Source organism: Desulfuromusa kysingii (assembly GCF_900107645.1).
GTDB lineage: Bacteria > Desulfobacterota > Desulfuromonadia > Desulfuromonadales > Geopsychrobacteraceae > Desulfuromusa > Desulfuromusa kysingii.
Genome location: NZ_FNQN01000004.1, coordinates 266,174 through 286,845, shown reverse-complemented (window position 1 = coordinate 286,845; position 20,672 = coordinate 266,174). Strand labels below are relative to the sequence as shown.

The window sequence follows — 20,672 nt, the reverse complement described above, 5'->3', positions numbered from 1 at the left end:
TAGGCATCTTGATGATCGATTTTGTTAACGTTGAGTTATGGATAGGCAGATTTTGAATGAGCCGTTCGGACAGGGGGCAGAATGGAACCCTGCTCGATTTCAAATATCTGCATCAATGAAGGGGTATTTCTAATCTTCGGATGTTATGTTTCCGTTAAGAAAATGCTAGGTTTTTGTATGTTTTGTTCTTACTTATGTCATGGAGGGTCGTGTGGAGAGGGGCATCTTTCCATTTTTAAAAGAGGCCAGAAGTAGACTTATGCCGCCATTGCCTGCTTCTGTTTTGGTGTGATTCTATTTCGTACTATATTCGTTCGTTATTATCGGCACTTCTGCGATCACGTGAAGCATGTATTGTAAAAGCCAATCATAACGAACCGTGCCATTGTCGCAAAAAAATTTCAATCATCTTTTCTAAGCCGCCTATGCACCCGTGTGGGGACGTGAGTTGAGATAAGCCGTTTATTCTAGAAGCGGCACAAAAATGTCGTCTCCATGTCCTGAGAAAGCCGTATCAGAGTCGCCAATCAGCAGCCCTGCTTACAGCCGTTTGGAACTTTAGTAACTGAGAATCTCTGTTGGTTTGAGGCAGATATTTTTTAGTACTGTCTTTTATCGGGTATGGCTCAAATTCCCCTTCAGCGGCAAGGCATGCAGTTCCATATGCTGTTAATTCCGTTGAAGATTGAACGGTAACCTGTCGACTCAGAACATCAGCCAGAAACTGGCATAAATAGGGGTTTGCAGCTAGTCCACCATCGATTGAAATCACCTCTTTGATGGATACAAACTCATTCATTGAGTTAATGACTTCAGCTGCTCTGAAAGCAATTCCTTCCAGAATAGATTGAACTAAATCCGCTGCTCGAGTATGTAATGACAAACCGATCCATAAACCACCAGCAGTTCTGTCCCAATAAGGACAACCCAAACCTGATAAAGCAGGAACGAAAGCAAGGTCTCTTTCAATAGCACTGTTTGTCTCAAAATGTTGAATTTGGCTATACTCCTGAAATAATCCTAGAGAACGCGCCCAATTGATTGCTGACCCCGCAGAGAAGATGCCACCGTCTAGAGCGTATATGGGGGGCTGTCCTTTTAATTGCCAGGCTACAGTTGGCAATAACCCCTGATTTGGTGATTGTTCTGGAGTCGCACCAGTGACAACTAGTGCAAAGGCCCCAGTACCAAAAGTTATTTTTGCATCACCATTATTTATGCAGCCATGTCCATATAGTGCCGCCTGTTGGTCAACGATACTTGCAGTGATAGGAATCACCCTCCCCTTGGACTCGACTGCACCAAAGTCACCTGTCGTGCTGACAATCTCGGGTAATACTTCCATCGGGACACCAAAAATGTGACATAACTCTTCATCCCATTGGCCTGTATGCAGATTCATTAATGATGTTCTGGAAGCTGTGCTTATGTCAGTTGCAAAGTGGCCGGTGAAACGATCAAGAAAAAAAGAGTCGGTAGTTCCTAACCGCAGTTTTCCGCGCTGAAGTAACTCTTTTGCTGCAGGAATATTGTCTATAATCCATCTCAGCTTGGTAGCAGAAAAATAGGTGTCTAACGGTAATCCCGATAATTCCAGGACACGTTGTTGTTGCTTTTCAGATTTTAGCTTATCTATTGTAAGCTGGGTGCGATTGTCTTGCCAGACAATGATAGGAGAGATAGCACGTTTTGAATCGGCATCCCAAGCCAGACAACTTTCTCCCTGGTTGGCGATGCCGATAGCTTGTATATCATCACAGCTGTCAATGCAGCACCGAATATTTTGAATCAATTCTTCAGGGTCGTGTTCAACCCAACCTGCTTTTGGGTAGAATTGCTGGTGCTCTAAAGTTTTTGCAGTCGTTTGAATTCCAGAGCTGCCAACTAATAAAGCGTGGGTGCTGGTTGTTCCTTGGTCAATTGCGAGTATGGACATCACATTTTCCTATTTTCTATATAAGCTGGTTTTTAATATATTTATGGATGCTCTTTTATTGCCATTTTATCTGCATAAAAGTCAAAATCAGATTGCTGTCTGTGGTTACGTAGTTGCAGTAGGTTCTTATGAAGTTTGACGGTCTACTGGGGAAGATTACCAGCTAAATCCTGAACTATCCACTGGGCAGTGATTTGGCCTTCATCCCAACATTTACCTGCAACATCAACAGGTTGTGGAAGGTTGCTAGGATTATAGTAGATTGGAGCTTTCTTTCCTGTCGCGTGCTGGAGAACATTTCCGGCGGCATAATAAGTTGGGTCTGTACAACGCCCAAATTGATCAACAATTGGACTGTTGGTGGCATAGTCAAGATCAAGATGGCTCATTCGAGCCAGAGTTGATTCAGGAGTAAATTGACCGCTGAATAGAACCCCATCGCAGGCAATTTCACGAATGTTCCCTTTGTTTTCGGCCACGTAGACAGCTCTTACACGAGGGTCTCCAATGATTTTGACGATTTGAGTCTGCAATAATAGGGGAACGCCAAATGCTTGCGCTGCATAATAAAGTGGCCAGCGAAGAGTAGGGCGTTGATTCTCTTCAAGCATTGCAACAGGCTTTATCCCTGCCTTTTTGCAGGTTGAGAGGGCAGAAAAACTAACGATTTCAGTTCCCACGATAACGGGATATCGAAACGGTATTAACTTTTTCAGGTAATACATTGATTGAAGCGTACCTGTGGTGCAAATTCCAAGTGGTCTGTCTCCTGAAACCAATCGAGAAGATCTTGGGGTTTCGCGGATACCGGTAGCAATGAGTACGCGCTTGGCGGTAATTTTTCCCATCCCTTCAGGTGAACTGACTGTAATGTTACCAGCTGGCTGCAACATTGTTACGGTTGTTTTTAGTGCGATTTTGATACTGTTGTCGCGTGCGGATTGGACCAACCTTTTTGCAAATGAAGGGCCAGTCATGATCCGTTTATATTCTCGGATACCGAAAGGTGGATGACCGCAATGGCGGGGGGCTCCCCCTGCCTCTGAGTCGCGATCGACCACCAAAACGGATTCAATCCCAGATTTTTTAAGAGTTAGTGCTGCAGATAGACCTGCTGGTCCCGCCCCTATTATGACAACATCATAATTATTACCGTTTAAAGGGTCAGACATCAGCTTTCCCCACGTCAATAGAATCTTCGAATTTTCCCTTGGTGAGTTCAGCCAGACGCGCTGAGCAGTAGAAACCTTGACAGCGTCCCATGGTTGCTCTGGTGCGCCGCTTCAATCCTGCAATACTGCCAGCTGGCATCGAACCTTTCATCGCAGCATTGATTTCACGATCAGTTACCATTTCGCAGTGGCAGACAATTTCGCCGTACCCTGACGTTTCATAATCGCGGGGTTGATTTTCCGCAAGATTTGGGACGGAAGGGACTATAGGGCTCACCAGTGGCTTAAACTCAGTGCCTCTTTGTAAGAGTAGCTGATGAACATGCTGGGCGAGCCCAAGGGAAGAGGTTAGTCCTGTCGATCGGATCCCTCCTAGAGTGATCCAGTTGCGATCAGGATCCTGGCTGACTTGATATTCACTTTTCTCCGTTGCTGGTCTTATTCCTGCAAAAGTTGCCGTTATTGGGATATTGGCAAGAGCCGGTATTTTTTCTAAAGCTTGATTGTGAAGAGCTTGAAGATTTTCTTTATCCACAGAGGCATCATCTCTTCCATCCTGATCTTCAGCAGTTGGACCAACAGCAACGTTACCAAAAATTGTTGGAAAAAGAACAATCCCCTTAGTTCTGGCCGTCGGAACGGGCAAAATGACAGAACTAAGTAATTTTCTTGCTGCCTTGTCAAAGAGAACAAATTGCCCTTTGCGGGGTTTGATTGTGAAATCACAATTGCCTAGGACTTTGCTATTGACAATATCGCCGTAGAGACCGGCACAATTGATGACATGTGTTGCTTTAACATGACCACGTTGCGTATTCAAAAGCCAACTCATGCCATCGAATTCACCATCAGTAACCTCAGCATTAAAAAGCGCTTTTCCTCCATTTTCAAGAGCCTGTTGTAAATAGGCAAGGGGAGTTGACCATGGGTCGATGATAAACTCGCGAGGAACGACGATGGCTGAACGTATGTTCTTGCCAAGATTAGGTTCAAGCTCAAGGATCTCCTTGCGGCTCAAGAGTTGCAAATCGTGGACGTTATTATCTTTTCCTTTTTTAAGGATGTCAGAGAACTTTGCTTCTTGTTCTTCTGACCAGGCAGCAATAAGGGCTCCAGTTTTTTGGAGTGGTAGATTGAGGCTTTTGTTGATCTGTAAATACTCATTGTAACCATTTTGAACACACTCCCATTCTAAAGAGCCAATCGGAGCATCAAAACCGGTATGGAGTATTGCACTATTCCCTTTGCTTGCACCGGAAAGAATATCAGTTCCTTTCTCTATCAAGACAATAGAGGCCCCTTCAAGGGTGAGTTTTCGGGCTACTGCACAGCCAACGACTCCTCCTCCAATGATGGCAACATCGGCGCGGGCGATTATTTGAGTTGTGCTAGAGAAATTATTTTGATGTTTTGGAGTATCCATGACTGAATAGTATATAGAAGTGACCGAACAGTCAATTCTAAAAGATTTGATAATCTGTGATCAATTGGTCTGATTTGCAATGCATTAATAATTGGGAGGAGTTTAGATCATAGGTTAGCAACGATAATATTTATTTTAGCTTTCATCAGTTCAGTTTTTAATTCTGCTGACGGTGGTATATCGCAAACGAGATTCGTTATTCTGGAGAGATTGCAGACTTCAAATGATGCAATTTTATTAAATTTGGAGCTGTCGACCAGTATTGTCAGCGATTCCGCTTGGTCAACCATGGCACGCGCTAGCTGGGCCTCTTCTATGCTATAATCCATAATTCCAGTGCGGGTATCGAGAGCGCCGATTGTCAAGATGGCATGATGTGCCCGGAAGGATTTCAATTGTTCAATTGCAATGCTACCGATTGTTTGCCGATTGTCTCCGTAAAACTCTCCACCGAGAAGAAATACTTTGGAATAGGAGGGTTCTGAGCTGATTGTTTTAGCAATTTGAGTTGAATTTGTTACGACTGTTAACTTGGGAATTAAGGTTAGTTTTTCGGCGAAATACAAGGTCGTAGACCCGGTATCAATAAGAATAGTTTCTCCTGGGGAAATGAGTTCTGCAGCAGCTTCAGCTATTTTTATTTTTGCTGCTGCGTTCTTTCCCATCCTCTCTCTAAAAGGACCTTCACCAGCTACTGCAGGGAGAGAGGCTCCTCCGTGAACTTTTTGAACTAGACCTTTTCGGGCGAGTTCCGTCAGATCACGTCGAATTGTTTCTTTTGAGATATTTAGAGTTTTAGACAATTCATTTACGGTGACGAAATCTTTTTGCCTTATCCTGTTGATAATGTCAGATTGTCGTTTTGCTGGGTTCATGAGGTTATTCCTAGCTAGCTTACGGATAGTTATTATGACGGAGATCCAACAGGTTAAGTGATGGGTTGAAATGAGTTAAGGCCCTTTACCTTATCTAAAGTAGTGTCTTGCTGATTGATTGTCAATAATATGAAAAATTGTCATGGCAAAAACCATTGATGATTGTTTAGTCAAAAAAAATGCTTGTTCAGGGGGGGGGGAATGTGTAATCCTGTAAAGGATTCATATCAAGATTTATTCTTGTCAGTGCTTTATGATCCATGTTTTGACTTACCTCTAAAATACCTGTGACTGGAACAATCAAAGATGATGTTTTGGTTTTATTAATGATTTTATTTTGTATTGACTGATGACCTTTTTGCACGCTGATAGTGAGTTTATCCCTTAATTATGAGTTAAAAAAGGTCTGAAATGGTTCTTGTAAGATAAGTAGAACCGTGTTATGTCATAATACGCTGAACATCGGTACATTGTCGCTCAACGACGGGTGGCGAAGCAATGATGCTTGTAAGAAGAAACATTTGTTTCTTTCTGCAAGCATTTTTTTTGTCCTGAATTTTGATTACCAGCGGGTGCAACTTTTGAATTTGGAGGAGTAATGCCAAAGTTTATTGTTCTTTACGTCAAATATGTTGACGCTATTTCCATCAAAATTGGTCGAGCTGTAATGTATTTAATCTTTGTAATGATAGGTGTCTTGCTCCTAGGCGCATTGACGCGAAATGTGTTGCATATGCCACTATCGTGGACCGTTGAAATGGCTCAATTTATCATCACAGCCTACTATATCGCTGGTGGCGCTTACTCTATGATTTTGAGAGAGCATGTGCGGATGGATTTGATTTATGAACGCTTTTCAGAGAGAAATCGGGCCAAGGTTGATGTTATTACAACATTTTTTCTGGTTTTTTATCTTGTTACTCTTCTCATTGGTTCCATTTCCAGCACTATGTACGCGATTGAGTATGGCCAGCGAAACTTTTCTCAATGGAACCCTTCAATGATCCCCATCAAAATTATCATGGTCGCAGGAATTTTCTTAATGATACTTGAATCAGTAGCAGTTTTCTTCAAGGATTTGGCCATAGCTAAAGGAATCAAAATCTCATGAGTTATGAATTAATCGCCCTGACAATGTTTGGGGGGATGCTCCTTCTAATGTTGACTGGTCAGCGAGTTTTTGCCGCGATCGGGTTTGTTTCTGCCGCTGCTGCTCTTTTGCTCTATGGCAATGGTGCGATTGAAATGCCTTTTAACGCGGCATTCAAATTGTTTAACTGGTATCCGATGCTAACTCTGCCCTTATTTGTTTATATGGGTTATGTCCTTTCGGAATCGGGTATAGCCAATGATCTTTACACCATGTTCCACGTTTGGTTCGGCAGGATAAATGGTGGGCTCGCTGTTGGCACGATTGGTTTGATGGTTGTCATATCAGCTATGAATGGCCTAAGTGTAGCGGGAATGGCCATAGGTGCGACAATTGCGCTCCCTGAGATGTTGAGGCGTGGGTATGATAAGACGATGATTACCGGTGTTGTTCAAGCGGGTAGTTCTTTGGGAATATTGGTTCCCCCCAGTGTGGTTCTGGTTCTCTATGGTATGATTGCTCGTCAACCTGTAGGCAGGCTCTGGCTTGCGGGGGTGTTTCCTGGCTTAATGATGGCAGCTTTTTTTGCTATTTACATTGTTATTAGATGTAAGCTTCAGCCTCACCTCGCTCCTACCGTCAGTGAAGAAGAACTGGATATTCCTTTCAGAGAAAAATTAAAGCTATTAAAAGCCGGTATTATTCCGTTTTTGATCTTCTTCTTTATGACTGGGTTGTTTCTGATGGGGATTACCAGCCTGGTGGAAAGTTCAGCTGTTGGTGCTACTGCAGCAACAATCGCTGCAATAGCCAAGGGTTCTTTTAACCGCAAAGTGATCGAGGAGTCGGTCAGAAAAACCCTCGGAATATCTTGTATGTTTATGTGGGTTATCCTTGCAGCGCTTTCTTTCGGGGCTGTTTTCGACGGGATCGGTGCAGTCAGAGCTATTGAGGCTTTATTTATTACAAAGTGGCAACTAAGCCCTTGGCAGGTTCTTGTCATGATGCAGTTGTCTTATATCGTCATGGGAATGTTTCTGGACGATACGGCCATGCTGGTTATTGTTGCTCCACTCTATGTGCCATTAATTATTTCTCTTGGGTTCAACCCTATCTGGTATGGAGTTTTGTACACAATCACCTGTCAGATCGCCTACATGACCCCCCCGTTTGGCTACAATTTGTTTTTAATGCGTGCCATGGCTCCTCAAGAAATCACATTGCCGGATATCTACCGCTCTATTATTCCGTTTGTATTGATTATGGTTTTTGCTTTGGTATTAATAATGATTTTCCCACAGATTACTCTGTGGTTGCCTGACTATATATATTCAAAATAAGCATTAAGTTTTTTATTTGAGAGTTCATCCATAGCACTTATCTCTAACATCAAACAGAGGAGTTTAACGATGAAAGAAGAAAAAATCGTAACTAAGCCCCAGCCTCAAGATCAGAAAAACGGCCGTCGAGATTTCATAAAGAAGGCAAGTATTGCTACAACAGGAGCTGTTGCAGCTTCGACAGTTTTCAGTGCTCCTTATGTCTATTCTGCTTCTAATCCAATTAAATGGCGTCTGCAGAGTTATTCAGGGGCTGCTTTGGGTGCCCATGTTATCCAACCGCAAATTGAAGCATTCAATCGTGCTGCTCATGGACAGATGGAGATTGAGCTCTACTTTGCTGATCAGCTTGTTGCTACCAGTGAACTATTCCGTGCGATGCAAAACGGGATGATTGATGCCGTTCAGAGCGATGATGCAACTATGGCTTCTCCCGTTGACATAAATGTTTTTGGTGGATATTTCCCTTTCGCTACTCGTTATAGCTTAGATGTTCCCGTATTATTTAAATACTATGGGCTAAATGAAATTTGGCAAGAAGCCTACGATGAAGTCAGAAACGTAGAATGGCTTGGAGCAGGAGCTTGGGATCCGTTGCACATTTTCACAAAAAATCCGATTAATAGTCTTGCTGACATGAAAGGGAAGCGTGTTTTTGGTGTTCCTACTGCTGGAAAATTCCTATCTCGTTATGGGTTAGTTCCAGTCACTTTACCTTGGGATGATATTGAAGTTGCAATTCAAACTGGCGAGCTTGACGGTGTAGCATGGTGTGGTTTTACAGAAGCGTACGAAGTTGGCTGGGCCGATGTCTGCAACTATGCTTTGCTGAACAACGTAACTGGTGCATGGTTTGGTTCTTATTTTGCTAATAGTAAGAGCTGGAAGAAAGTACCTCCACATCTGCAAGAATTATTTAAGCTATCCATGGATAGTTCTCATTATTACCGTCAAGTTTGGTATTGGGGCGGTGAAGCCAAGCTACGTGTTGGTGGTAAGAAAATGGAATTGACGACTATTCCAACCGAGGAATGGGATCAAGTTGTAAAAGACGCTGAAGAATTCTGGGATGATATGTCTTCTATCAGCCCAAGAGCTGCAAAAGTTGTTAATATCTTTAAAGAATATTCAAAAGTGATGCACGAAGCAGGCGTTCCGTATCGGTACAGCTAAGCTTCAATGCTTTCGCCTCTGTAAGTATCTGTGCAGAGGCGAAAGCTACAAATTAGTAGATTTTTAACTGGTAGCCTTCAGGAATTTTTTAATAATCTTGCTAAATTAGTCAAATAGCGTTATAGAAAAAGAAGATGGTCATGCAACGAAGTATGATCCTAGGCGGTGAATGCTTGCATAGATTATTATAATTTTTGCAGGCATTTTTTTTGTGGAGTTCATGGTGTCCGAAGATAAGCAACGCATGATTCAAGAGTATGTACCAGGTAAGCAATTGACTCTGGCACATCTGATTGCGAATCCACAGAAATCGATTTGTCAGAGCCTTGGTCTTGACGAAGAGGTTGCTGGAGCTATTGGTATTCTGACGATTACTCCTGGAGAGGCTGCAATTATCGCGGCTGATGTTGCGACGAAAGCGGCAGATGTTGAAATAGGTTTTCTGGACAGATTTGGTGGGGCAGTTGTCATTGTTGGTGATGTTGCCAGTGTTGAATCCTCAATTATGAGTGTGCTTGATGTTTTTGAGACGGTTTTACATTTTGCTATAACAGAAATAACCCGATCTTAGTGAGATCTTGATGAATAAAGTGATGCTTGTTGGCAAGACTGGATGTGGCAAAACAACATTGATTCAGAGTTTTCAAGAACAAAAAATCGTTTACAAAAAAACCCAAGCGATTACATTCAGTGGGATATTTATCGACTCTCCTGGGGAGTTTTTAGAGAATAGACGCCTCTACCCGGCACTTCTGACCACCTCAGTTGGTTGTAATATTGTTGCTTTGGTGCAGGATGCAACATTGATAAACAGCGTATATCCACCCAATTTTTCATCTATGTTCAAAAAGAGGATCCTTGGCATAGTGACCAAGGTGGATAAGGAATCCAGTAATCCTGAAAGAGCTGAAAAGTTTCTCAGGCGTGCTGGAGCTGAAGAAATAATCATGACAAGTGCAATCGATAAAACTGGATTGCAGTTATTAAGGGAATCTCTGACTAAGGTGGATATGGATGACATATAAAATCGTCATTGCTGATGATGAACCTATAACGCGCCTTAACATGTATGAGATTTTGATGGGGGCCGGTTATGACGTTGTCGGAGAGGCTGGAGATGGATTTGATGCTCTGGATCTCTGTCGGGAGCATCATCCGGATCTGGCTGTTTTAGACATTAAAATGCCACTGATTGATGGATTGAAGGTCGCTAAGCTGATTAAAGACGAGAAGCTGGCAGGAAGCACTCTGTTGCTGACGGCATACAGTGGCAAAGAATTTGTCGACCAAGCTAAAGATGCCGGTGTTGAAGGTTACTTGGTTAAGCCCGTATCTGAAGATTCTCTACTTCCTATGGTAGAAGTTGCCATTGCGAAGGGGGTGGAGATGAATCGAATGAGAGAAGACATTCGCAAGGCACAGGATGAACTTGAAGGGAGAAAGTTGATTGAACGGGCCAAAGGAATATTAATGGCTCAGGACAAGCTCAGTGAAGATGATGCTTATAGAAAAATTCGCAAAATCAGTATGGATAAAGGAAGGCCGATGAAAGATATTGCTAAAGCTATCCTGCTGAATGGTGTTTGAGGAGCTTATGCTTGTGGCCCTTTGCCAGCAGCATTCTGACCTGAATGAGGTGGATATTCAGAAAATAAAAAGAAATGCTGAATGTCTGGATAGCGTAGCTGAATTAATGGGGGCGGATATTTTCATTGACTGCTGTACCAGAGATCCCGATGTGGCTGTTGTGGTAGCTCAGGCTCGGCCGTATTCAGTCAAATCTCTTTATGCAGGCTCGGTTGTTGGCAAGTTTGCCCACCGAAGTAAAGAACCTGCTGTTCTCAGAACTTTGGAAATCGGCATGCCGACAATGGATATGAGTGGCGTGACTCAGGAGGATAAAAGTGTTCGTCAAAGTGTGTCACCGATTAAAAATTCGTCTGGAGTCGTTATTGGGGCACTGATTGCTGAAAAAGATGTGACTGAAACCGTCAGGGCAGAAAAAAAGCTATCTGTCTTGACCCAGACCACGGAACAGCTAATTGAGCGAAGGACGTTTCCAAGTAACGGAGACAACAGCCTCCCATACCATGTTACTGATGGAATTGTGACATTCAGTCATTCTGGAGTTTGTACATATGCAAATCCGGTAGCTGAGAAAATTTATCGTGACCTCGGGTATATTGAACGGCTTCAGGGGCTTAGTTTTACAAACATGACCTTTCATGGGGTTGAATTTGATAACATCCTTGCAAAGAAGCAGATTACTCTAAATGATCTTGAAGTTGGAAATTATATCTTTCATATTAAATATACCTATGTGAAAAATAAGCATGACAACTTTACCGGTGTTGTCATGCTTATCAATGATGTGACGGATGTAAAAAATAAAGAAAGAGAACTTGTTTTAAAGACCGTTGCCATCAGTGAAATACATCACCGGGTTAAGAATAATTTGCAGACGATAGCAAGCCTCTTAAAGCTTCAATGTCGAAGGGTTGATGATGATTCTGCGAAAGCCGCATTTAACGAAAGTATCAGTCAGGTTTTAAGTATTGCAGCAACCCATGAAATCTTGGCCGAAGATTGTAAAGATGATGTTGATATCTTGACTATGCTGCGGAAGATTAAGATAAATACCGTGCAACATAGTCTTCTTGCCAGCAAGGGAATTTCTATCAATCTTAAAGGGGATACATTTTTGTGCGATTCTGATACGGCAACTTCAATTGCGCTTGTTGTCAACGAAATCACCCAGAACTGTTTGAAGTATGCATTTACCGGAAGAGACTCAGGAACGATAGATATTGAGATCTGCAAGGGGGCAATGTACTCTAATATTTCCATCATTGATGATGGCATTGGTTTTGATCTGAATACAGATTCTTCAGAAAAACTTGGATTGCTGATTGTTCGAAGAATTGTAACCGAAAAGTTGAAAGGAACTTTATCAACTGAATCAAGCCATCGTGGTACAAAGGTACTATTTGACTTCCCTTTAAACAAGTCAGGAGCTGAAGCAATCTGACTGATTGATTCCAGGAGACTTACATTATTCAATGGAGGTCTCAGAGAAGAGAATTAAAAATTTCGTACACAACGGCGTGTGCGAGTATGGCGTTGAAGCCTGAGCTTGCATTTTTATTGTATTATGCGATTTCAGGCTTTTTTTATCCTGAATCAGTAAATCCGATTTACTCATTTAGGCTGATGATAGGTGATTGGTGAAAGAACAAATTCTCAGCGTTGGAATAGATATCGGGACGACAACGAGCCAGTTAGTGTTCAGTCAACTGACTTTGGAGAATACTGCCTCTCTGATATCGGTACCGCGGATAGAAATTATTGCTAAAGAAGTGGTGTTTAGAAGTGCAATCCACTTTACTCCACTAAAATCACAGCAAGAAATAGATGAAAATAAAATCCGACAGCTGATTGAACAAGAATATCACTCTGCCGGAATCAGACCGGAACAGGTACAAACCGGGGCAGTCATTATTACAGGCGAAGCTGCGAGAAAACAAAATGCTGAAACTGTTTTACGTGCGTTGAGTGGTCTGGCCGGTGAATTTGTAGTGGCTACGGCGGGTCCAACATTGGAAGGTATTATCGCTGGGAAAGGGGCGGGGGCCTGCCAAGAATCAAAGCATCGGGGCGCAACAGTCGTTAATCTGGATATCGGCGGTGGGACAACCAATATCGCCGTATTTAGAAATGGAGAGGTGATAGATACGGCTTGCCTTGATATTGGCGGGCGTTTGATACGGTTCCAGAATGAACGAGGAACAATCAGCTATATCGCTGATAAAATGCGCAGTCTAACCCGTTCTATGGATTTATCGGTTGCCGAGAATCAAACTTTGAGTACGGGGACGATCGAAGCTATCACTATGCGCATGGCAGGTATTCTGGAGGAGGTTCTAGGGCTTGTTCCTGTTACCCCGCAATTGGCAACAATGCTGACCGATCATGATCTGAGGCGTGATTATCCAATTGATTATGTGTCATTTTCAGGAGGAGTTGCTGACTGTATTCAAGGTTCAAGTAGTGGTGATTATTTTCGCTATGGCGATATCGGAATTGCTCTTGGCCAAGCAATTACCCGTTCAAAAATTACTCAGCAGTTTGAAATTCTGCCTTCTGTTGAGACGATTCGGGCCACGGTTGTTGGGGCAGGGTCACATACGACTGGTATTAGTGGTAGTACTATCTCTGTTTCACCCGGAGTCTTGCCGATGCAGAACATCCCGGTGCTCAAATTATCTCCGGAAGATGAAGCATTACCGTTGAGGTTATGGGGTGAAGCGATACTCCGCAAAGTTCAGTGGTTCAATCTTCAGGGGGAAAAGCAAAATCTTGCTCTTGCATTCAAAGGGCCTGATAGTCTCGGATTTTCAGATGTGACTGAATTGGCAAGTGAAGTTATTAAGGGGATGCAGGGAATCCTTTGTAAAACCTGTCCACTAATTGTGATCATAGAAAAAGATCTGGCTAAGGTGATGGGGCAAACATTACGAAGTCAATTGGGTTTTAAAAAGGATGTCATCTGTATTGATACGATAAAAGTTGAGAACGGTGACTATATTGATATTGGTCGGGAGCTCGTGGATGGAAATGTTGTTCCTGTCATTGTTAAAACGCTGGTTTTCAATTCTTAACCCAGAGGTGAGGAATCGTTGATGAAATTGAAAACGGTACTGTCCGGAATCGTGTACGAATTCAAGGACCTTAAAGAGGTGCTGGCGAAAGCCAATGAGGAGAAGTCTGGTGATCGTTTGGCTGGCCTTGCAGCTGCTACTGTTGCTGAAATGGTTGCTGCCAAAGAGGTGCTTTCCGATTTAACCTTAGCGGACTTGAGAAATAATCCGACGGTTGCTTATGAAATTGATGAAGTGACTCGTCTTGATCAGGACGCCGTCAATGAAAAGATCTATGCAGAAATCAAATCTTTTACCGTTGCGGAATTCAGGGAATGGTTGCTGAGTCACAAGACTTATGGTGAAGATATTATCCGGATTTCCAGGGGGCTGACCTCTGAAATGGTGGCTGCCGTCGCCAAACTGATGACTAATCTGGATCTGATCTATGCGGCGAGCAAGATCAATATTTGTGCTCATTGTAATACCACTATCGGGGAGTCTGGGGTGCTTGCGTTCCGACTCCAGCCAAATCACACTACCGATGATCTCGATGGTATCAGAATTTCCACTTTTGAGGGGTTAAGTTACGGAGCCGGTGATGCTCTGATCGGTTTGAACCCTGTTAATGATACCGTTGAGTCGTTGTCCAACATCCTGCACATGTTCCAGGAGATTAAAGAGACCTATCAGATACCGACCCAGAATTGTGTATTGGGGCATGTTACCACGCAGATGGAGGCGGTTAAAAAAGGTGCGCCAGCCGATATGATCTTCCAAAGTATCGCCGGGAGTGAGAAGGGTAACACTGCTTTTGGCCTTAATGCCGCCATGCTCTTAGAAGCCAAAGATCTGATGCTCAAACAAGGGACAGCGACTGGCCCAAATGTGATGTATTTTGAAACCGGACAGGGTGCTGAACTCTCATCTGATGCCCACCACGATGTTGATCAGGTGACAATGGAAGCGCGGTGTTATGGATTTGCTAAACATTTTGATCCTTTCCTGGTGAATACTGTGGTGGGATTCATTGGTCCTGAGTACCTCTATGACAGTAAACAGGTCATTCGTGCCGGGCTTGAAGATCTCTTTATGGGGAAATTGACCGGAATTTCAATGGGTGTTGATGCTTGCTATACCAATCATATGAAAGCGGATCAGAATGATATTGAAAACTTGGCGGTTCTGCTGGGAACAGCTGGTTGTAATTATCTGATCACTGTTCCGCAGGGTGACGATATCATGCTCAATTATCAATCCCTCGGCTATCATGAGGCAGCAGCCTTGAGGGAACTTCTCACTAAGAGACCGATTCCGGAATTTGAGTGTTGGCTGGAAAAAATGGGCATCTATGAAAATGGACGACTGAGCCAAATCGCCGGCGATGCATCACTGTTTTTCAAAGGATAAAATTGGGGAAGGAATCGTGGTAGATATGGAAGCTAATATTAAACAACTGATTGCGGATGTTCTCAGAGAGATGGGGCAAACTGAGAATCCTTCTTTGAAAACTGTACCCCTGAGTTCAACGGCAGAAGAACCCCAGGCTGATCTGACAAGCGAAAATTTAAGAAAACAGCTGCTGGTTCCCGACCCATCTAACCGAGAAGCCTATTTGAAGTTCAAAGGGGCAACAGCATCGCGCATCGGTATCTGGCGTACCGGACCCCGATATCTGACCAAGCCTTCATTGCGTTTCCGTGCCGATCATGCGATCGCTCAGGATGCTGTCTTTAATGATGTTCCTGAAGAATTTGTTAAAGAATGGGGTCTTCTTGAAGTGAAGACTAAATGCTCTGATAAGGATCAATTTTTGACCCGCCCTGATCTGGGGCGACAACTGGATGACGAGAATGCTGAAGCGCTAAGGGAGTACTGTTCAGAGCAGGCAAAGGTGCAGGTATATATCTCAGATGGGTTAAGCTCGACGGCTGTAGAAAAAAATGCCAAAGATACTTTTTTGGCCTTGGCTCAAGGATTGGAAGGATATGGTATCAAGGTCGGGAAGCCATTTTTTCTACGCTATGGGCGAGTCCCCGCGATGGATGTTGTTTCTCAAATATTGCGGCCGGAAGTTACCGTCGTTTTGATTGGCGAAAGACCCGGATTAGCGACAGCTGAAAGTATGAGTTGTTATATGGCTTATAACGCGTCTGTCGGTATGCCTGAAGCTAATCGGACGGTTATCTCCAATATTCACCGGGGTGGTATTCCCGGAGTTGAGGCTGGGGCACATATCGCTGATGTGGTAAAGAAAATGCTAGATCAAAAGACGAGTGGTCTAGATCTGAAAAAGTAACCCGAGAGGATAACGACGATGAAGGGTGATGCCCTCCGCGCCACAGTTTTAAGTATCAGGATAATCTCCAAGGTGACACCAGCTATGGCTGCACAATTCGGGCTGAATAAAGACCAGAGTAGTCTGGGCCTATTGACGGTTGATTGTGATGATGTTGGTTACACTGCTCTGGATGAAGCGACGAAGAAGGCACAGGTTGAGGTGGCTTATGCCAAATCGTTCTATGCTGGAGCCGCCAATGCCAATACCAAATTGGCTGGAGAATTTATCGGTATTCTTGCTGGATCAACCCCGGCGGAAGTCCATAGTGGGGTGAATGCTGCGGTCAGTTTTATTGAAAATGACGCAGCCTTTATCAGTGCTAATGAAGATGATTCTATCGCCTATTATGCTCACTGTGTGTCGCGCTCCGGATCTTATCTATCCAAGATAGCTGGTGTTGAAGAGGGGACGTCGTTGGCTTATTTGATTGCGCCGCCGATTGAATCAATCTTTGCTTTGGATGCGGCTCTAAAAGCGGCAGATGTTAATATGGCGGAATTTTTTTCACCGCCTTCAGAAACCAACTTTGGCGGAGGCCTTTTGAGTGGCAGCCAAGCCTCTTGCATGGCTGCATGTGAAGCTTTTGCTGAAGCGGTTCAAGCGGTTGCAGATAAACCAAAGGCATATTGAAATGAATAATAAGGCTTTAGGAATTTTTGAGACTATCGGTTTTGTTCCAGCTGTGACTGGTGCTGATGCGGCGCTCAAGTCTGCTGATGTTGAGCTCCTTGGTTGCCGCTATGTTGGCTCGGGTCTGGTTTCCGTATTGCTCTCCGGGGATGTCAGTTCGGTCAAAGTTGCGGTTGACTCCGGCTGTAGTGCCGCTGCGCAAGTAGGTTCAGTTGAGTCGCAAACCGTTATCGCCAGAACTGCTGAGGGACTGGGTTTTGTCGTTGATGATGTGAAACAAAAGCAGAGTAAATCTGATTCGGTAAAAAAACCATTGAAACGGCAGGACGTAAAACCGAAACGCACGGGTAAAAGAGTCTCTAATAAAATTGTTCCCGAATTAAGCTTAGAAGAGTTATCGAGATTGAATGTTGTTAAGTTGAGAGAATTGTCTCGACAAATTCCAGGGATAGCTCTTGATAGAAAAATAATCAGGTCGGCACGTAAAGATGAATTGATTGACGCAATTATCAGCTGTTACCAGAAAGATAAGGAGTAAATACAATGGCAGATAAGGATTTAGCCTCGATCCAGGAAGCCAGGGATCTTGTTCGAAAAGCCCGTGTGGCTCAATGTGATTTTGCCAAATTGAGTCAGGAGAAAGTTGATCAGGTTGTCCAAGCTATCGCCAAAGTTATGACTGCTATGGCTGAAGATCTAGCCAAATTGGCGGTAGAGGAGACTGGATACGGCAATTGGGAAGATAAAAAACAGAAAAATTTACTTGCGTCTGAGAAACTTTACCAGCGTATCCACGCTGTAAAAACGGTGGGAGTGATTGCTGAAGACCGGGAGCAAAAAATCGATAAAATTGCTGTTCCAGCTGGGGTTGTTGCGGCTCTCATTCCGTCGACCAATCCCACTTCAACGACCATCTACAAGGCGATGATTGCACTCAAGGCAGGTAATGGCGTCGTTTTCAGTCCTCATCCGACAGCGACAAAATGTATTGGTAAGACGGTTGCTATTATCCATCAAATTCTCAAAGAAATGCATATTTCTGAGGAGCTTGTCAGCATGACGACTATGCCGACACTTGAAGGGACCGGTGAGCTGATGCGTCAAGCAGATCTGATCCTCGCTACGGGTGGTCCAGGGATGGTTAAAGCCGCCTATAGTTCAGGAACGCCAGCTCTGGGTGTTGGCCCTGGAAATGTCCCCGTCTTTATTGAAAAGAGTGCAGATGTTCAGGCTGCAGTCAAACGTATCATGGCTGGTAAAACATTTGATTATGGAACCGTCTGTTCTTCCGAACAGGCCCTTGTCACTGAAGAGTCTATTGTCGCAGAGGTCAAAAAGTCCATGCTTATTGAAGGTTGCTATTTTCTTGAGGGAGCAGCTGCCGACAAAGTAAAAGGTCTGATGACAGGTCCCCGGGGAAGCATGAATCCAGCTATCGTTGGACAACCTGCAAGTGTATTGGCGCAAATGGCAGGGATCGAAATTCCTGCAGGGACCAGACTTCTGGTTTATGAAGAGCAGGGCGTCGGTTCCGGTTACCCTTTCTCTTATGAAAAACTGACTTGTCTGCTTGGGTTTTATACCGTGCCCGATTGGCAGTCAGCGGGTGAACTCTGTACCCGGTTACTTCAGAATGGTGGACTGGGTCATTCTATGGCTATCCATTCAAACAATGAAGATATCATTCGCCATTTTGCTCTTTCCCAGCCAGTATCAAGATTATTGGTTAATACCCCTTCAAGTCTTGGTGCTGTTGGAGTCACTACCAATCTCGACCCTTCTCTGACTCTGGGATGTGGCTTCGTGGGGGGGAGTTCAACGTCGGATAATGTTGGTGGTCAACACCTCTTTAATATTCGTTATGTGGCCCGGGGACTGGACAGTCCTGTCGTACAAAAGTCTGATAATAATGAAGTTGATATTGAAGCTATTACCCAAATGGTCTATGAACAGCTCAAGAAAATGAACTATGTTCCAGAGAATGTTTAAATATAGGTTTATCGGAAGTTATTTTTTAATCTGCTTAATTGCTGAAGGAGTCAACAATGGCAACATCAAGTGCAATAGGAATGGTTGAAACAAGGGGTTTTGTCGCTGCAGTTGAGGCTGCAGATGCCATGGTTAAAGCTGCAAATGTCATCTTGATTGGTAAGACCCAGGTGGGTACCGGATTGGTCGCAATTCTGGTCCGTGGAGATGTTGGTGCTGTTAAAGCAGCGACCGACGCAGGAGCTGCAGCTGCAGCGAAAGTTGGCGAAGTCGTCAGTGTCCATGTCATTCCCAGGCCTCATGATGAGGTGGAGCTTCTTTTGCCAAAATTGAAAGGGTAGAGGTTACGGCCTCTCTCTTTCCCGGTGATGTTAACAATCAAAAGCTAGACAAAAAAGGAGAATGTATTATGGCCGTATTAAGTGCACTCGGAATGGTAGAAACCAGAGGTTTTGTCGCTGCCCTGGAAGCAGCAGATGCTATGGTCAAAGCCGCTAATGTGACCCTGATTGGTAAAACTCAGGTAGGTAGTGGCTTGGTTGCTATACTTGTTCGTGGTGATGTTGGTGCTGTCAAGGCTGCAACTGATGCAGGAGCAGCTGCGGCTGAGAAAGTTGGCGAGGTTGTAAGTGTTCACGTCATTCCGCGTCCCCATGATGAAATTGAGCTGATCCTTCCTGGAAAAGGAGATAAGTGATCGAAAAGGTGATAACGGAATCTTTTTTAAGGACAAGTTTTTTAAAAGAGATTCCTGAAAATTTTTACCTTCGTGAGGATCAGATTCTGACTCCTGCGGGGGCTCAATTTCTTAGCGACAGGAAGATAAAAGTTGTCACAGGGGAAGCCGCTGCTAATGACGGTGTTGCTGTGCAGCGCTATATCGCTGTTGCCGATGGAACCACCTATATGGAGAAGCCGGAGCACCTGACCCAGTTAACCGGAAATCAGTTGATCCCCAAGGATCATCCGCTAATTGTGTTTAGAGGCTGGCTAGACCGTTTGCAGGCAGAAATCCTTCTGTTGCAGAAACAAGTTGTCCCGTGCGGCGCAATTCCTTTGAGAGAGACCTTGGGAGAATTGCTCGATCGAACCCGTGCAATTCTGCGGGCTGAAGTTGTTGATGAACCCTTGGTCTCCTGTGTTTTTCTCGGCATGAGCGAAACTGAAATTAGGGAAAGATCACACCACCCGCAAAAATATTTTGGCCTGCAGCATCTTGAGATTTCGGCAGAAATGGATACCACCGTTCTGGCTTTGAACCGTCTCAGGACTCTTGTGAGAGGGGCCGAACTCTCTGCGGTAGCAGCTTTTTCTGCAAAGGGTGGAATTGAACGGTCTGACATTATTCAGGCTTTGAATCGAATGAGCAGCGTTATTTACGTGTTGATGTTGCAAGTTGCTCAGCAAGCAGACACCTCTGGAGATGGTATGGATAATCCGGTTGTCGATGAGATTGTTGCCAAAGTAATGGCTCAGTTTACAGACGTTAAAGGGGATATTCCTGTTGAATTATCCGCACGTCATGTCCATTTGAGTCCTGCTGCAGTGCAAAAGCTCTTTGGAAAGGAGTTAACCCCGGTTAGGGAATTATCACAGCCGGGTCAATATCTGTGCCAGGAGAGGGTTCGGCTTGTTGGCCCTGCGGGAACATTGGAGAATATTGCTGTCCTCGGTCCTGCCAGAGGTGCCACTCAGGTCGAAATCTCTGCGACAGATGCGCGGATTCTTGGTCTTTCACCGCCGATTAGGCAGTCTGGTGATATCCAGGGTTCTACAGGGCTGAAGATTGTCACTGATATTGATACGCTTACGATTGATGAAGGTTTGATCGTTGCCGCTCGCCATCTACATATGCATCAGGATGACGCTGTCAGACTAGGGGTTAAGGATAAAGATCTGGTGCGTGTTCGGATTGGTGATGTCAGGTCAGTGGTTTTTGAGAAAATTCTGATTCGGGTTAATGAAAACTATCGGCTTGCCATGCACATCGATTTTGACGAAGGAAATGCTTGTGGCTGGGTTCCCGGAATGACTGGTCAGTTACTCACCGATCGCAGCTGAGAAAG

20 protein-coding genes are annotated in these 20,672 nt (G+C 44.1%); 16 read left to right on the top strand and 4 right to left on the bottom strand.

The window, feature by feature from the left end:
* Window positions 1-514: 514 nt before the first annotated feature.
* From BLU87_RS08660 to BLU87_RS08645, 4 genes are all read right to left on the bottom strand, one after another.
* Window positions 515-1,936 carry an FGGY-family carbohydrate kinase gene (locus tag BLU87_RS08660; protein ID WP_092346855.1) on the bottom strand — a complete coding sequence of 474 codons (1,422 nt, stop codon included), beginning with the start codon at window positions 1,934-1,936 and terminating at the stop codon, window positions 515-517.
* Window positions 1,937-2,079: 143 nt separating this feature from the next.
* A complete protein-coding gene (locus tag BLU87_RS08655; RefSeq protein WP_092346852.1) occupies window positions 2,080-3,108 on the bottom strand; it encodes an NAD(P)/FAD-dependent oxidoreductase in 1,029 nt (342 codons plus the stop codon).
* Window positions 3,101-4,531 (bottom strand): NAD(P)/FAD-dependent oxidoreductase, encoded by a 1,431-nt coding sequence (locus BLU87_RS08650; RefSeq protein ID WP_092346849.1) that lies wholly within the window; start codon window positions 4,529-4,531, stop codon window positions 3,101-3,103. Before BLU87_RS08650 ends, BLU87_RS08655 begins: the two co-directional genes overlap by 8 nt.
* 107 nt (window positions 4,532-4,638) lie before the next feature.
* Window positions 4,639-5,406, bottom strand: a complete 768-nt coding sequence (locus tag BLU87_RS08645; protein ID WP_092346846.1) for a DeoR/GlpR family DNA-binding transcription regulator — start codon at window positions 5,404-5,406, stop codon at window positions 4,639-4,641.
* A 598-nt stretch (window positions 5,407-6,004) separates the two neighbouring features.
* Here BLU87_RS08645 and BLU87_RS08640 point away from each other — a divergent pair.
* The 16 genes from BLU87_RS08640 (at window position 6,005) to pduL (ending at window position 20,667) form a co-directional block, all read left to right on the top strand.
* Window positions 6,005-6,517, top strand: coding sequence for a TRAP transporter small permease subunit (locus BLU87_RS08640; protein ID WP_092346843.1), 513 nt, complete (start codon window positions 6,005-6,007; stop codon window positions 6,515-6,517).
* Window positions 6,514-7,836, top strand: a complete 1,323-nt coding sequence (locus BLU87_RS08635) for a TRAP transporter large permease (protein WP_092346839.1) — start codon at window positions 6,514-6,516, stop codon at window positions 7,834-7,836. The genes BLU87_RS08640 and BLU87_RS08635 overlap by 4 nt, the downstream gene beginning before the upstream one ends.
* 69 nt (window positions 7,837-7,905) lie before the next feature.
* Entirely contained in the window at window positions 7,906-9,009 is a 1,104-nt protein-coding gene (dctP, locus tag BLU87_RS08630) for a TRAP transporter substrate-binding protein DctP (RefSeq protein WP_092346836.1), read from the top strand.
* Between the two features lie 220 nt (window positions 9,010-9,229).
* Window positions 9,230-9,580: an ethanolamine utilization microcompartment protein EutS gene (gene eutS, locus BLU87_RS08625; RefSeq protein WP_092346833.1), complete on the top strand. Its 351-nt coding sequence runs from the start codon at window positions 9,230-9,232 to the stop codon at window positions 9,578-9,580.
* 10 nt (window positions 9,581-9,590) lie between these two features.
* Window positions 9,591-10,034: a EutP/PduV family microcompartment system protein gene (locus tag BLU87_RS08620; RefSeq protein WP_092346830.1), complete on the top strand. Its 444-nt coding sequence runs from the start codon at window positions 9,591-9,593 to the stop codon at window positions 10,032-10,034.
* Window positions 10,024-10,596 carry an ANTAR domain-containing response regulator gene (locus BLU87_RS08615; protein WP_092346827.1) on the top strand — a complete coding sequence of 191 codons (573 nt, stop codon included), beginning with the start codon at window positions 10,024-10,026 and terminating at the stop codon, window positions 10,594-10,596. Before BLU87_RS08620 ends, BLU87_RS08615 begins: the two co-directional genes overlap by 11 nt.
* On the top strand, window positions 10,586-12,037 hold the full coding sequence (locus BLU87_RS08610) for a histidine kinase N-terminal domain-containing protein (protein ID WP_092346824.1): 1,452 nt from the start codon (window positions 10,586-10,588) through the stop codon (window positions 12,035-12,037). Before BLU87_RS08615 ends, BLU87_RS08610 begins: the two co-directional genes overlap by 11 nt.
* Before the next feature lie 196 nt (window positions 12,038-12,233).
* Window positions 12,234-13,667: an ethanolamine ammonia-lyase reactivating factor EutA gene (gene eutA, locus BLU87_RS08605; protein ID WP_092346821.1), complete on the top strand. Its 1,434-nt coding sequence runs from the start codon at window positions 12,234-12,236 to the stop codon at window positions 13,665-13,667.
* A 21-nt stretch (window positions 13,668-13,688) separates the two neighbouring features.
* Window positions 13,689-15,056: an ethanolamine ammonia-lyase subunit EutB gene (locus BLU87_RS08600; protein ID WP_092346819.1), complete on the top strand. Its 1,368-nt coding sequence runs from the start codon at window positions 13,689-13,691 to the stop codon at window positions 15,054-15,056.
* Between the two features lie 25 nt (window positions 15,057-15,081).
* Window positions 15,082-15,945 (top strand): ethanolamine ammonia-lyase subunit EutC, encoded by an 864-nt coding sequence (gene eutC, locus BLU87_RS08595; protein ID WP_092346816.1) that lies wholly within the window; start codon window positions 15,082-15,084, stop codon window positions 15,943-15,945.
* Between the two features lie 18 nt (window positions 15,946-15,963).
* Window positions 15,964-16,617, top strand: a complete 654-nt coding sequence (eutL, locus tag BLU87_RS08590; protein ID WP_092346813.1) for an ethanolamine utilization microcompartment protein EutL — start codon at window positions 15,964-15,966, stop codon at window positions 16,615-16,617.
* A 1-nt stretch (window position 16,618) separates the two neighbouring features.
* Complete coding sequence (locus BLU87_RS08585) at window positions 16,619-17,155, top strand: BMC domain-containing protein (RefSeq protein WP_092346810.1); 537 nt, start codon at window positions 16,619-16,621, stop codon at window positions 17,153-17,155.
* A gap of 5 nt (window positions 17,156-17,160) precedes the next feature.
* Window positions 17,161-18,606 carry an aldehyde dehydrogenase family protein gene (locus tag BLU87_RS08580; protein ID WP_092346807.1) on the top strand — a complete coding sequence of 482 codons (1,446 nt, stop codon included), beginning with the start codon at window positions 17,161-17,163 and terminating at the stop codon, window positions 18,604-18,606.
* Window positions 18,607-18,662: 56 nt separating this feature from the next.
* On the top strand, window positions 18,663-18,947 hold the full coding sequence (locus tag BLU87_RS08575; RefSeq protein ID WP_092346804.1) for a BMC domain-containing protein: 285 nt from the start codon (window positions 18,663-18,665) through the stop codon (window positions 18,945-18,947).
* Window positions 18,948-19,015: 68 nt separating this feature from the next.
* Entirely contained in the window at window positions 19,016-19,303 is a 288-nt protein-coding gene (locus tag BLU87_RS08570; RefSeq protein ID WP_092346801.1) for a BMC domain-containing protein, read from the top strand.
* Entirely contained in the window at window positions 19,300-20,667 is a 1,368-nt protein-coding gene (gene pduL, locus BLU87_RS08565; protein WP_092346798.1) for a phosphate propanoyltransferase, read from the top strand. The genes BLU87_RS08570 and pduL overlap by 4 nt, the downstream gene beginning before the upstream one ends.
* Window positions 20,668-20,672 lie beyond the last annotated feature (5 nt).